At 72.1% G+C, this 12614-nt stretch carries 14 protein-coding genes; 3 read left to right on the top strand and 11 right to left on the bottom strand.

The annotated features are described in order from the left end of the window. Positions 1-2 precede the first annotated feature (2 nt). The 3 genes from JMJ56_RS08315 to hemE all read right to left on the bottom strand — a co-directional run bounded on the left by JMJ56_RS08315 (position 3) and on the right by hemE (position 2974). Positions 3-653, bottom strand: a complete 651-nt coding sequence (locus JMJ56_RS08315; protein WP_202831158.1) for an HAD family hydrolase — start codon at positions 651-653, stop codon at positions 3-5. Next, complete coding sequence (gene hemH / locus JMJ56_RS08310; protein ID WP_236037560.1) at positions 653-1729, bottom strand: ferrochelatase; 1077 nt, start codon at positions 1727-1729, stop codon at positions 653-655. Before hemH ends, JMJ56_RS08315 begins: the two co-directional genes overlap by 1 nt. 186 nt (positions 1730-1915) lie before the next feature. Beyond that, the gene (gene hemE / locus JMJ56_RS08305) at positions 1916-2974 is read right to left on the bottom strand and encodes a uroporphyrinogen decarboxylase (RefSeq protein ID WP_202831156.1); all 1059 of its coding nucleotides are present in this window, start codon (positions 2972-2974) and stop codon (positions 1916-1918) included. A 312-nt stretch (positions 2975-3286) separates the two neighbouring features. On the opposite strand from hemE, the gene JMJ56_RS08300 reads away from it, so the two are divergent. The 3 genes from JMJ56_RS08300 (at position 3287) to JMJ56_RS08290 (ending at position 5420) form a co-directional block, all read left to right on the top strand. Then, complete coding sequence (locus tag JMJ56_RS08300; RefSeq protein WP_202831155.1) at positions 3287-4180, top strand: pyruvate, water dikinase regulatory protein; 894 nt, start codon at positions 3287-3289, stop codon at positions 4178-4180. Then, positions 4177-4788: a Maf family protein gene (locus tag JMJ56_RS08295; protein WP_202831154.1), complete on the top strand. Its 612-nt coding sequence runs from the start codon at positions 4177-4179 to the stop codon at positions 4786-4788. The genes JMJ56_RS08300 and JMJ56_RS08295 overlap by 4 nt, the downstream gene beginning before the upstream one ends. 98 nt (positions 4789-4886) lie before the next feature. After that, positions 4887-5420 carry a hypothetical protein gene (locus tag JMJ56_RS08290; protein ID WP_202831153.1) on the top strand — a complete coding sequence of 178 codons (534 nt, stop codon included), beginning with the start codon at positions 4887-4889 and terminating at the stop codon, positions 5418-5420. Positions 5421-5423: 3 nt separating this feature from the next. Here the strand turns inward: JMJ56_RS08290 and JMJ56_RS08285 are convergent, their stop codons facing one another. The 8 genes from JMJ56_RS08285 to JMJ56_RS08250 form a co-directional block, all read right to left on the bottom strand. Continuing rightward, positions 5424-5831, bottom strand: coding sequence for a helix-turn-helix domain-containing protein (locus JMJ56_RS08285; RefSeq protein ID WP_202831152.1), 408 nt, complete (start codon positions 5829-5831; stop codon positions 5424-5426). Continuing rightward, positions 5828-6280, bottom strand: a complete 453-nt coding sequence (locus JMJ56_RS08280; protein WP_202831151.1) for a Smr/MutS family protein — start codon at positions 6278-6280, stop codon at positions 5828-5830. The genes JMJ56_RS08285 and JMJ56_RS08280 overlap by 4 nt, the downstream gene beginning before the upstream one ends. Before the next feature lie 86 nt (positions 6281-6366). Next, a complete protein-coding gene (locus tag JMJ56_RS08275) occupies positions 6367-7131 on the bottom strand; it encodes a LutC/YkgG family protein (protein WP_202831150.1) in 765 nt (254 codons plus the stop codon). Next, the gene (locus JMJ56_RS08270; RefSeq protein WP_202831149.1) at positions 7128-8552 is read right to left on the bottom strand and encodes a LutB/LldF family L-lactate oxidation iron-sulfur protein; all 1425 of its coding nucleotides are present in this window, start codon (positions 8550-8552) and stop codon (positions 7128-7130) included. The genes JMJ56_RS08275 and JMJ56_RS08270 overlap by 4 nt, the downstream gene beginning before the upstream one ends. Before the next feature lie 48 nt (positions 8553-8600). After that, the gene (locus JMJ56_RS08265; protein WP_202831148.1) at positions 8601-8897 is read right to left on the bottom strand and encodes a circadian clock KaiB family protein; all 297 of its coding nucleotides are present in this window, start codon (positions 8895-8897) and stop codon (positions 8601-8603) included. After that, positions 8894-10609: an ATPase domain-containing protein gene (locus tag JMJ56_RS08260; RefSeq protein WP_202831147.1), complete on the bottom strand. Its 1716-nt coding sequence runs from the start codon at positions 10607-10609 to the stop codon at positions 8894-8896. The genes JMJ56_RS08265 and JMJ56_RS08260 overlap by 4 nt, the downstream gene beginning before the upstream one ends. Further along, positions 10606-12321: a putative bifunctional diguanylate cyclase/phosphodiesterase gene (locus tag JMJ56_RS08255; RefSeq protein ID WP_202831146.1), complete on the bottom strand. Its 1716-nt coding sequence runs from the start codon at positions 12319-12321 to the stop codon at positions 10606-10608. Before JMJ56_RS08255 ends, JMJ56_RS08260 begins: the two co-directional genes overlap by 4 nt. Next, positions 12318-12602 (bottom strand): hypothetical protein, encoded by a 285-nt coding sequence (locus JMJ56_RS08250; RefSeq protein WP_202831145.1) that lies wholly within the window; start codon positions 12600-12602, stop codon positions 12318-12320. The genes JMJ56_RS08255 and JMJ56_RS08250 overlap by 4 nt, the downstream gene beginning before the upstream one ends. Positions 12603-12614: the final 12 nt, after the last annotated feature.

Genomic DNA, 12614 nt, shown 5'->3' with positions numbered 1-12614 from the left:
GGCTACTCCTCGATTCCCAGCAGGGCCGGCAGCTCCGCCATGCTGGCGAAGGGCCGGGCGCCGATGGCGGCCAGCACGGCCGCTTCCGTATCCCGCGTGAAGCCCAACACGCGGCAGCCCGCGGCGATCCCGGCGCGGGCGCCGAGCAGGCTGTCTTCCACCACGATGCAGTCAGCCGGGTCGGCGCCGCAGGCGGCGGCGGCGGCGCGGTAGATGTCGGGCGCGGGCTTCGGCCGGGGCACGTCCTCGAAGGTGAAGACGCGCGTGCCGAAATACCGGGCGAGATCGAGCCGGGCAAGCTTCGCCCGCAGCTCGCCGCGGGTGGAGTTGGAGGCGACGGCGAGCGGCAGCCCGGCAGCCGCAGCGGCGGCGACGGCAGCCGGGGCGCCGGGGATGGCCTCCACCTCCCCGGTCAGGGCGGCCATGATGCGGCGGGTCAGCGCCCCACCCCAGTCGCTTGGCAGGCGGCCGCAGCGGGCCTCGATGACGGGCAGCATCTCCGGCAGGGCCATGCCGAGGAACGTCTCGCGCGCCTGCTCGGTGGAAAGGCGCCAGCCTTGGGCGCTGATCGCCTCGGCGACCAGGCGGTTCACCAGCCCCTCGCTGTCCGCCAGCACGCCGTCGCAGTCGAAGAGGACGGCGGCGGGGCGCATCAGGCGAGCTCCGGGGCGCGAATGCGGGCCCTGGCATGCGGGCAGTCGCCGAAGGGCTTCGGGCATTGCCGGGCGCCGGCGAAGCTGCACAGCGGGCGGTCATCGGCCTCGGCGCGGCGGACCAGGTCGCGCAGCGCGGCGATGAAGCCCGGGTCGCTGTTCTGGGCGGGGACGCGGTAGTAGCCGGGGACGCCGAGGCGCTCCGCCTCCTCCCGATACTCGACGTCGAGCTCGACCAGCGTCTCGGAATGCTCGGAGACGAAGGCGATGGGGCAGATCAGCACCGCGGTCTTGTCATGCGCCGCGCGCTCCAGCTCCAGCTCGGTGCTCGGGCCGATCCATTTCTGCGGGGTGACGCGGGACTGGTAGCAGACGATGTGGTCCAGCCCCTCGATCGCCAGGCGCTCGACCACGGCGGCCACGGTCTGCTCCACCTGCCACTGGTAGGGGTCGCCGCGCTTCACGATGCTCTCCGGCAGGCCATGGGCGGAGAACAGAATGCGCAGCTTCACCTCCGGCGCCAGGGCGGCACGGGCGGCCTCGTAGGCGGTCTGCACGGCCGCCGCCGTCGCCGCGGCGAAGGCCGGGTCGGAGTGGTAGCAGCAGAGCGTCTTGGTCGGCACGGCGAGGCCGGCGCGGGCGGCCGCCTCGTCCCAGGCGGTGACGCTGCTGCCGGTCGTCGTCGTCGAGTACTGCGGGTAGAGCGGCAGCAGCAGCACCCGGTCCGGGCCCCACTCGCGCACGGCGCGGGCGGTGGCATCGCTCATGGGGTGCCAGTAGCGCATGGCGATGAAGCAGCGATACTCCGCCCCGCCGGCCTCGTTCAGCGCCGCCTGGAGGTCGTGGGCCTGCGCCTCGGTCAGGTCCAGCAGGGGCGACCGGCCGCCGAGGATGGCGTAGTTCTCGGACGCCGCCGGCGTGCGCCGCCTGGCGATGAACCGGCCAAGCCAGGGACGGATGAAGCCGGGCACCCGCAGGATGGCCGGGTCGGTGAACAGGTTCTCGAGGAACGGGCGCACGCTGTCCGGCGCATCCGGCCCCCCGAGATTGAACAGCACCACCGCCACCCGCTGCATCGGAACTCCCCGAGCCATAATCCAGGCCCGCAGATTTGGCCGCTTCGCCAGCGGGTCAAGCCGGGGGTTAGAGCAAAGCGGGGGCGGGGGGAATTACCCTGGGGCGCAAAACCGGGCGTTCGAGGAGGGCGCTGCCCTCCTCAAGCTCCGCCCGCCAGGGGCCGAACGGCCTTTGGAGCCCTTGAGTCAGCCGGTGCGGACCAGCCTCACGAGGGTCGATACATTCTCGGGCGAGGTCACCTTCTCGATGCCGTGGCCGAGGTTGAAGATGAAGGGACGGCCGCGCATCGCACCCAGGATGGAACGGGCCTCCGTCTCCAGGGCCATGCCGCCGGTGACCAGGGATAGCGGATCGAGGTTGCCCTGGAGGCACATCGACGGCGGCACGGCGGAGGCCGCCCAGCGGAGGTCCATCGAGGTATCGACGCCGAGGCACTGCACCCCGGTGCGCTGGGCGTATTCCGCCAGCATCGGCCCGGCGAGGCGGGGGAAGCCGATCAGCGGGATGGTCGGGTGGCGCTTGCGGATGGCCCGCACCAGGCTCGCCGTCGGCTCGATCACCCAGCGGCGGAACTGGCTCGGCGCCAGCAGCCCGGCCCAGCTGTCGAACAGCATCAGCACCTCGGCCCCCGCATCGGCCTGGGCGCAGAGATAGTCGGCGCTGGCATCGATCAGGATGCGGATGAGCCGGCCGAACAGCGCCGGGTCGCCATAGGCCATGCCCCGGGCGGCGGCGAAGTCGCGGCTGCCATGGCCCTCCACCATGTAGCAGGCGACGGTGAAGGGGCTGCCGGCGAAGCCAATCAGCGTGGTGCGCGGCGCCTCCTCGGCCAGCCCGGCGCGGACCAGGCGCACCGTCTCGATGATCGGCGCGGCATTGGCGGCGCAGACCGAGGGGTCGAGCTGGCCGATCGCCGCGGCGTCGCGCACCGGCTCCAGCATCGGCCCCTCGCCCTCGGCGAAGTGGAGCGGCTGGCCCATTGCCCAGGGCACCATGAGGATGTCGGAGAAGAGGATGGCCCCGTCCATGCCGTAGCGGCGGATCGGCTGGAGCGTCACCTCGGCTGCCATCGCTGGGGCGGTGCAGAGGGCGATGAAGTCACCGGCCTCGGCGCGGATCTCTCGGTACTCGGGCAGGTAGCGGCCGGCTTGGCGCATCAGCCACATCGGCGGCGGCCAGACGGCCTCGCCGGCCAGGGCACGGAGCAGGGGCTTCTGACTCGGACTCTCGCTCACGCCTGGCATGTCTTCCTCCCTGGAGCCCTACCCTTCGCAAGAAAACAAGAGTCTTGAAAGGATGCTGTAGTGATAGGGCCTGTGGATGCTGTGGAGGCAATTACTCCGGATTCCATCCACAGCCCTGTCCACCATCACCTGAGTCGGCGACTCGCTGACTCCGTTAGGTGAATCCCCCCTCGTCCCGGAGTCGCCCGACTCAGTCGGGAATCCTCTCCCGCCTGTGTGGGACGTACCGAGTCACCCCCCCGATCCACCGGAGAGCGGCGCCGGCCTTGAGTTTTCCACTTCGTCCCCAGCGCGCTGCGCTATTCTCCCGGGATGCCCCACAGAACCGTCAACCTGCACCTGGTCTCCGACAGCACGGGCGAGACGCTCAATTCGATCGCCCGGGCGACGCTGGCGCGGTTCGAGGACCATCATGTGGTGCATCATCGCTGGAGCCTCATCCGCTCCCGCCTGCAGCTCGACCGGGTGCTGGAGGGGCTCGACCACGAGCCGGGGCCGGTGCTTTTCACCCTGGTCGACAAGAGCCTGAGACTGGCGCTGGAGGAGGCCTGCATGCGACTCGGCGTGCCCTGCCTCTCGGTCCTCGACCAGGTGGTGGAGCTGCTGCAGGGGCAGCTGGGCGCACGCGCGCGGGAGAAGCGGGCGGCGCAGCATGTGATGGATGCCGATTACTTCCGCCGGATCGACGCCATGCACTACGTGCTGGCGCATGACGACGGGCAGGGAACGGCGGGCATTCACGAGGCGGATGTCTGCCTCGTCGGCGTCTCGCGCAGCAGCAAGACGCCGACCTGCTTCTACCTTGCGAACCGGGGGATCAAGGCGGCCAACGTTCCGATCGTTCCCAATTCTGAGCTGCCGCCGGAGCTGGCGGATTCGCCCTGCCCGGTGGTGGGGCTGACCATCGAGACCAAGGCGCTGATCGAGATCCGCCGGCACCGGCTGCGGCTGATCGGTGCCGATGGCGTGCGGCAGGACACCAACGACTATGTCGACCATGACAGCGTGAAAGCCGAGATCCTCGCCGCCCGGCGGCTCTGCAACCAGCATGGCTGGCCGGTAATCGACGTGACGCGGCGCAGCATCGAGGAGACGGCGGCGACCGTGCTCCAGCTGATGGAGGCCTGGCATGCGCGGCGGGGCGCGGCGGCGGAGCACGCGCCGGCGGACCCGGCGGCAGCCGTGCTCAGCGGAGGGACGGCATGATCCAGCAGGAGGCGCCCGCCCTCGTCCTCGCCACGGCCTCAGCGGCGCGGCGGGCGGTGCTGGCGGCGGCGGGGCTGCGCTTCACGGCCGAGGCGGCAGCGGTGGACGAGGCGGCGATCAAGGAGAGCGCCCGCGCCGAGGGCATCCCTCCCGGCGAGGCGGCGATGCTGCTGGCCGAGGCCAAGGCGCAACGCATCGCCCGGCGGCATCCGGAGGCGCTGGTGATCGGCGCCGACCAGCTGCTGGTCTGCGAGGGGCGCTGGTTCGACAAGCCGCCGGACATGGCGGCGGCGCGGGCGCAACTCCTGGCGCTGCGCGGCCGGCCGCATGAGTTGATGACGGCGATGGTCTGCTGGCGCGGCGGGCAGCGGGTCTGGCAGCACCTGGCAAGGCCGCGGCTGACGATGCGGGAATTCTCCGAGGAATTCCTCGATGCCTATCTGGCGGCGGAGGGAGAGGCGGTGCTCGGCTCGGTCGGGGCCTATCGGCTGGAGGGGCCGGGCGTGCAGCTGTTCCATGCGGTCGAGGGCGAGCAGAGCGCCATCCTCGGCCTGCCCCTGCTGCCGCTGCTGGACTTCCTGCGGCAGCATGGCGTGCTGCTCGGGTAAGGGTTCCCTGAAATCGTATATTGACGACAAGGTGAGAACACACGATCTTGTGAGCATTCGGGCGCCCTTCCGCGCCTGGCTGCTTGCGGGATCGCGCGATGCCGGATCGTCAGGATGGGCGCCTTACGGAAGCCGGGCCGGTGGCCGAGGCGGCCATCGTCGAGCATCCGGCCGGGCTGCGCAGCCATGACGACCTGATGGCGGAGAATGGCGGGCTGGTGCCGTGGTGCGGGCCGGCGACGCTCGCCCTGGCGAGCGGGCTGCCCTACCGGGCGGCGAGCACCCTGCTGCGGGGGATCGCGCCCGACTGGTATCCCGGCACCGGGCCGGTGGTGACGGCTTATTGGCGGGACATCCTCGGCGCGCTGGAGCAGCTCGGCGTGGCGCATGCGCCGGTCGCGCTGCCGGAGCGGCGGCCGAGCCTGCTCGGGCTGGTGCGCGGGGGGCTGGCGCCGGGCTGGCACCTGCTGCGGGTGACGGATCACTTCCTGCTGCTGAACAACCTGGGTTTCGGCCTGGCGGCGGTGCATGACAACCGCCTGACCGCCGCCGTGCTGACCGCCAAGACCCATGGCCGCCGCCGCGTCACGCATGCCGCGCACTTGGCGGCAGGGCCCCGCTTGCGCTTCTGAGCCCTACTTGTGGCGGGGTCCGGGGCCAAGCTTTGGCCCCGGCGGGGGCATGGGGGTGGAACCTCCATCCAGCGTCTGGAGCAAGGCTCTGATGGTGTCCGGCGACAGCTTGCGGATATCCCGCGCCAGCCGATTGGCCAGCGCCGTCGCCTCCGGGCTCAGCCCCGCCGTATCCAGCACCACGCGCGGGTGGGAGAGGCGGGCGAGGCGCGCCATCTCCTCCGCATCGTCCCAGATCAGCCCGAAGAATTCGTTCACCTGATGGATGAGCCCCGGCGAGGGGCGGCCGCGATGGCCGTGCTCCAGCGCCGAGAGATAGGCGGGGGAGACGTGCAGCGCCTGGGCGAGAGCGGCTTGGCTGACGCCATGGGCCTCGCGGAGGGCGCGGAGCCTCTGGCCAAAGGGCGTCACCGGCGCCGGCGGAGCAGCAGGTGGACGGCCCCGGGGTTGCTGGCATGCGGATGCGCGGCGCCGAGCAGGAGGGGCCGCATCTCGGCCGCGTTCAGCCAGAAGGGCAGTTCGCGGCGGAGCACGCCCCCTTCGGTGCTCGATCCCTTGCCGGTGACGATGGCGACGCAGCGGAGGCCGTCGGCCTGCGCCTCCTGGAGGAAGCGGCGGACGGCGGCATGCGCGTCCTGGGCGCGGCGGCCGTGCAGGTCGAGGGTGCGCTCGGGCTTGGTGCGTCCGCGGCGGAGCTCGCGCCAGCGCTTGCCGTCGAGGCCAGGGGGCGGGGTGCCGACCTGAAGCTCCGGGGCAGGGCGCGGGGCGGCGGGCCGCGGCGGCGGAACGGCCAGGGGAGCAACAGGCGCGGGGCCGGGCAGCGTCGGCTCCGGCGGCGGTGGCAGGGCCTTGCCGGGCATGGGCGCCACATGAGCATGGGCCGTATAGGCCTGCCAGAGACGGCGATCGAGCTCGGTCAGGCCCCGGCGCGGCCGGGCGGGCGGGCTCAATCCCCCGGGGCGGCGGGACCGCCCGGAACGGCGACCGGTGGCGGGGCCGTGGCCTCGCCCATCGGCAGGGCGGCGGGGTCGTCGTCGATCAGGATGATGTGCAGGCGCCGCGGGCCATGGGCGCCGAGCTCCAGCGTCTGCTCGATATCGGCACTGCGCGAGGGGCCGGTGACGAACATGATGTTGCGCGGCATGAATCCCCCGCTGCGCTCGTCGCGGCTTTCGGCGCGCAGGCGGTCCCAGGCCTCCTCATAGGCGCCGACGATGCGGCTGGCGCGCAGCACCACCATCTCGGTCTCGGCGAGGAGGTTGAGGGTGGTCGGGCGCTCCGGCGCGGAGGGGAGCATCAGCGTCCCCGTCTCGGCGATCCCGGCATAGCCATGCTGCAGGCTGACCTGGTCGGTGGCCTCCGCGCGGCGCTGCTCGATTTCCAGTAAGGGGCGTTCCGACCAGGGGATCGCCGTCAGCTCCGGATGCGGGGCCATGGGGAAGCGGGAGGGCAGGTTCTGCGCTGCCAGGTAGTCGGCGATGGCGGCGGGCACGGCCTCGGCGTTCGGGACGCGCTCGACCGTGCCGAACTCCTTCTCCACGTTGCGGATGAAGAGGGCGACCTGGTCCGGCCGCGGCAGGCGCGAGCGGGAGGGGATGAGGTGGCGGGGATGCGTCGCCAGCCGCCCGCCCAGCATGGCCTGCTGGTCGGCCGGCAGCGGCCCGCGCTTCAGGCCGCGGCGGATGGCGCCGAGGATGGCCTCTTTGGTCATCGGCGGCGCTGCTCCTTCGCGTAGCGGGCCATGAAGGTGCCGCCCTCGGGGACGGGCAGGTCGCGCCCGGCGGTCCAGCCGCCGGCGAGCGGCAGGGAGTGGAAGCTGCCCTTGCCGCGGCCGAGCAGGCCGAGCGCGGCATTGGCGGCGCGGGTGGCGGCCCGGTAGAGGGCGGGGCGGCGGGCGAACCAGCCCCAGAGGGCGAGGTTGCTGCGCTGGGTCGCCGGCGTCAGGTGGCGCTCGAACTCCCGCTCGCGCCAGTGGCGCATCATCTTGGGCAGGGGGATCTTCACCGGGCAGACGCTCTCGCACTTGCCGCAGAAGGTGGAGGCGTTGGGCAGCATCCCGGTCTTCTCGATCCCGATGAGGGAGGGGGTGAGGACGGAGCCCATCGGCCCGGGATAGACCCAGCCATAGGCATGGCCGCCGATCGCGCCATAGACCGGGCAGTGGTTCATGCAGGCGGCGCAGCGGATGCAGCGCAGCATCTCCTGGAACTCGGTGCCGAGCATGTTGGAGCGGCCGTTGTCGATCAGGACGACGTGGTACTCCTCCGGCCCGTCGAGATCGGCCGGGCGGCGGGCGCCGGTCGAGAAGGTGGTGTAGACGGAGAAGTCCTGACCCGTCGCGCTGCGGGCGAGCAGGCGGAGCAGGCTCGTCGCATCCTCCAGCGTGGGGACGACCTTCTCGATGCTGGCGAGCGCGATATGGACCCGCGGCAGGGTCTGGGTCAGGTCGCCATTGCCCTCGTTCGTGACGATGACGCTGCTGCCGGTCTCGGCGATGAGGAAATTGGCCCCCGTGATGCCGACATCGGCCTGGAGGAATTTCTCGCGCAGCTTGGTGCGGGCCTCGGCCAGGATGTCGCGCCGCTCGGCGAAGACGCGGTCGGGCGGCAGGTCGGTGTGCAACCGGCGGAAATCGGCCTCCCAATCCTCACGGTTCAGGTGGAAGGCGGGGGCGATGATGTGGCTCGGGTGCTCCTGACGGAGCTGGAGGATGTACTCGCCGAGATCGGTCTCGACCGGGCGGATGCCATGGGCTTCGAGATGGGCGTTGATCCCGAGCTCCTCGGAGATCATCGACTTGCCCTTGGTGACGGTGCGGGCATTCGCCTTGCGGCAGATCTCCAGCACGGCAGCGCGGGCATCGTCGGCGGTGGAGCACCAATGGACCTGGCCGCCGGCCGCCTTCACCTTGGCCTCATAGGCCTCGAGGTAGAAGTCCAGGTTGGCCAGGGTGTGATTCTTGATGTCCCGGCCGATGTCGCGCAGCTGCTCGAACTCGGGAAGGTTGGCGACGGCCTGAGCGCGGCGCTGGAGGAAGGCGCCCTTCGCCGTGCCAAGCGCCTTCTGCAGGCCGGGGTCCGCGAGGGCGGTCCGGGCATTCTCCTTGAAGGCGGGCGAGGTGATGGCGACCACGGGCAAGCTCCTGCTGGCCGCCAGATATAGAGCCTGACGCGGCGGAGGTCAGGGGGGGTCGCCGTCCAGTACGTCGGCGAGCCATCCGGCCAGCAGTTCCGGCCGGTCGAAATCGCCGATGAACCAGCGGCGGCGGCCATTGGCGCCGGTGAGGGCGAGGCTCGGCGTCGCCAGCAGCCCGGCCTCCAGCGCCAGGGCCGGGTCGCGCAGCACGTCGATGACCTCGACGCGGAAGGTGCCTTCGGGCCGGCCGGTGGCGACGATGGCCGTGGTGAGGTTGCGCAGGGCCGCCGCGGAGCGCGGGGCGCCGCCGGCGACGAAGAGGGCGACGGCGGCCAAGCTCATGCTGCCGACCCTTCCTCCGCTCCCCCCTCCGCCGGCGTATCGGCGGAGCGGCTGGTGGCAATGCGGAGGAGGCGGTCGGCCCGGGCCGCGCGGCGCGCGGCCTCGGCCGTCTCCAGCAGGGCGAGCTCGGCCCGCGCCGCCTCGGATTGCAGGCCGGACTGGCGCTGGCGTATCTCGGCCTCGGTGAGCTGGGCCTGGAGCTCGCGCAGGTGGCGCTGGTGGTCGAGGCTGGCGAGGGCCTCGAGGCGGCGCTCCTCAGCCTCCCGCTCCATCCGGGCGGTGCCGAGCAGCACCGTGCCGCCGGCGGTGTAGACATCCGCCAGGGTGCATCCCTCGGCGGTCATGATGAGTTCGCGCGTCTGGTTGGAATGGGCGCTGCCGCGCGCCTTGACGATGGAGAGGGTGCGGTTGCGCTCGCCGCCCCGCTCGGCATAGCCGAGGGCGATCCAGGCATCGGCGATGGTGGAGACGGCGCTGAGCGTGCTGGTGGACGGATCGTCCCCCACCTCGACCAGGGAGGTGAGCAGGGCGGTCATGCCGCGGGCGCGGGCTTCCTCCACCAGGCGGCGGATGGCGGATTGGCCGAGATCGGCGACGCCGCCGCGCATCAGCGAGGAGACGGGGTCGACCACCAAGGCGGTGGCGTCCTGCGTCTCGACCGCGGCGAGGATCTCGGAGAGCAGCTGCTCCGGCCCGTCGCGGCCGGGCTGGAGGCCGATCAGGCGGAGGGCGCCGCTGGCGCGGTGGGCGGCGAGGTCGATGCCGACCGAGCGCATGTTGCGGATGGCCTGCTCCGGCCCCTCGTCGAAGACGACGTGCACCGCGCGGCCGCCGGCGGCGCAGACGGAGGCGGCGAAGAGCGCCGCGAGGGTCGACTTGCCGGTGCCGGGCGGGCCGGAGAGCAGCGCCGTGCTGCCGCGCAGGTAGCCGCCGCCGAGCAGCACGTCGAACCGCGCCATGCCGGAGCCGACCCGCTCGCGCGAGGCAGGCGATGGGTCGCCGCCCGGCCACATCAGCGGCTCCAGCCCGTGGCGGGAGAAGAACAGCGGATGGGCGCTGCTGCTGTGGCCGCTGCCGCGGGACTTGGTGATGCGCAGCGCGCGGAGGGTGCCGCCGCTCTCCTCCCGCTGCTCCAGCGCCACCACGAGGGAGACGGCGAATTCCAGCGGGCCGAGCGCATCGACCGGGCCGCCATGGCGCTCCGCCTTGGCGGTGATGATGGCGGTGAGGTCCTCCTCCTCCAGCCAGCGGCCGATGCGGGCGAGTTCCGCGCTGCGCCGGGCCGGGCTGGCGAGCCAGCCGAGCACGGTGTCCAGCCCGTCGAACACCACCAGCTCCGCCCCGGTCTGCCGCGCCTTGGCCGAGAGGGTGGCGAGCATGCCGCGCAGGTCGAAATCCCCGGCGAAGACCATGTCCGGGTCCGGCCGCAGGTCGAGGGCGTGGAAACTCTGCCCGGCCAGCGCCGCAAGGTCCCAGGTGAAGCCTGCGGCGTTGCGGATGATGTCGGACGGCGGCTCCTCCAGCGCGGCGAAGACGACGCCGGCGCCGGAAAGCCGCGTCCGGGCGGCGGCGATCTGGCAGGAGAGCAGCGTCTTGCCGGCGCCGGCCTGGCCGAGCATCACGGTCAGCCGCCGGGCCGGGATGCCGCCCTGCGTCAGCCGGTCGAACCAGGCGATGCCGGTCGCCAGGCGAGGCATCGGGTCGCCGCTCATGCAGCCGCCACCGGCAGGACCGCGTGTTTCTCCAGCAGCCAGGTCAGGTCCTCCTTGGCGAGCGGCAGGCTGAACAGGTAGCCCTGCGCCACCGGGCAGCCGAGCGCCAGGAGATGCTGCCGCTCCGCCTCCGTCTCCACACCCTCGCAGGTGGCGGTGATGCCGAGGGCGCGGGCGACACCGAGCGTGCCGGTGACGATGGCGGACTGCACCGGGTCCGCCTGCAGGTTGCGGACGAAGCTGCGGTCGAGCTTCACCTCGGTGAAGGGCAGCCTGCGGAGCTGGTCGAGCGAGGCAAAGCCGGTGCCGAAATCGTCCATGGCGAGGCCGATGCCCATCTCGCGCAGCGCCTGGAAGCAGGCGAGGGTACGCGCACTGCCATCGGCGAGCACCGTCTCGGTCAGCTCGATCGAGATCCAGCCCGGCTCCGCCCCGGTCTCGGCCAGGATGCGGCGGAGCAGGGCGGGGACGTCGTCGCGGTGGAACTGCACCGGCGAGACGTTGACGGCGACCTGCACGGCATGGCCGCCACGATGCAGCGCCGCAGCGGTGCGGGCGGCCTCGGCCAGGGCCCAGGCGCCGATCTCGACGACCAGCCCGCTCTGCTCGGCGACGGGAAGGAAGCGGTCGGGCGATTGCAGGCCGAAGATCGGGTTGTTCCAACGCAGCAGCGCCTCGACGGCGAGGATGCGGCCAGTGGCGAGCTCCACCTTCGGCTGGTAGTGCAGCACGAATTCCCGATTGGCGAGGGCGCTGCGAAGGTCGGCGGTCATGCGCAGCCGGCGGCGGGCCTCGCGCTCCACCGCCGGGTCGAAGGCGCGGCGCTCGCCGCGGCCGGCGGCCTTGGCGGCATAGAGCGCCGCCTCCGCCTCGATCAGCAGCGGCTCGCCCTGGGAGGCGGTCCAGACGCCCTTGGCCCAGCCGAGAGTGACGGTGAGCGCGACGGTGGCGCCGGGCAGGGTGAAGGGCTGGCGCAGCATGCCGTGCAGCGCGGCGACCGTCGCCTCCGCCGCCTCGGGGCAGCGCAGCGCGGCGGCGAACTGCCCGGCGCCGAGACGGCTGCCGGCGACCAGGCCGGGCACCGCCCCCAGCCGCCGCCCCAGCTCGAGCAGCAGGAGGTCGCCGGCGGAGCGGCCGTAGGTCGCGTTGACGTCGCGCAGCTGATCGACGTCGCAGCAGAGCATCAGCAGCGGCTCGTCCGCCCCCAGCAGGGCCAGCCGGTCGAGCAGGCCGCGGCGGGTCAGCAGGCCGGTGACCTCGTCGAAGGTGGCGGCGCGGGCGAGCCGCTCGTTGACGTCGCGGAATTCGGACACGTCCCGCGTGGTACCGAGATAGTGGGTGACGCGGCCCTCAGCGTCGCGCAGCGGGCGCAGGCGCACCTCGCTCCAGAAGGGCGTGCCGTCGCGGCGGAAATTGCGCAGGACGACGGTGGTGTCGCGCCCCTCGGCGACGGCGCCGGCCATTTCCCGGACCGCGGGCTGGGTGCGCTCGGTGCCCTGGAGGAAGCGGCAGTTGCGGCCGAGCAGCTCCTCCCGCCGGTAGCCGCTGATGCGCTCGAAGGCGCTGTTGACGTAGACCAGCGGGTGGTCCTGCAAGGCGAGGTCGGCGATGGCGATGCCGTCCGAAAAGCCCTCCAGGGTCTGCTCGTTCAGGGCGAGCCTGAGGCCGGTGGCCTCGGCGCGGCCGATAGTCCGTTCGAAGAAGCGGCTCACGAGGTGACCGCCGCTGGCGACCTGTCGGAACATCGGACCGAAGTGATGCGGAAGGTGGCCGTGGCCCGGCGAGTCATGCGCGACAGCCGGCGCCGGGAAAAATCATAATGTCTGGTCCGAACTTTACTGTCGCGGAACACCAAAAGCTGCTCGCGCAGGACATGCACGGACAAGACACTATGCAACTTCTCGTTTTTGCCGTCAATGAGTACGTAGCCGTACAGCGGCCCGCCACCCCCGGCGGCACCTCGCCGCTTGACCCCCGGCCGCTTCTTCGCCATGCGGTGAACCGG

Origin of the sequence: Belnapia arida (assembly GCF_016773205.1) — a bacterium.
In the GTDB taxonomy this organism is placed as follows: domain Bacteria; phylum Pseudomonadota; class Alphaproteobacteria; order Acetobacterales; family Acetobacteraceae; genus Belnapia; species Belnapia arida.
This window is presented reverse-complemented; position numbering and strand designations above follow the sequence as displayed.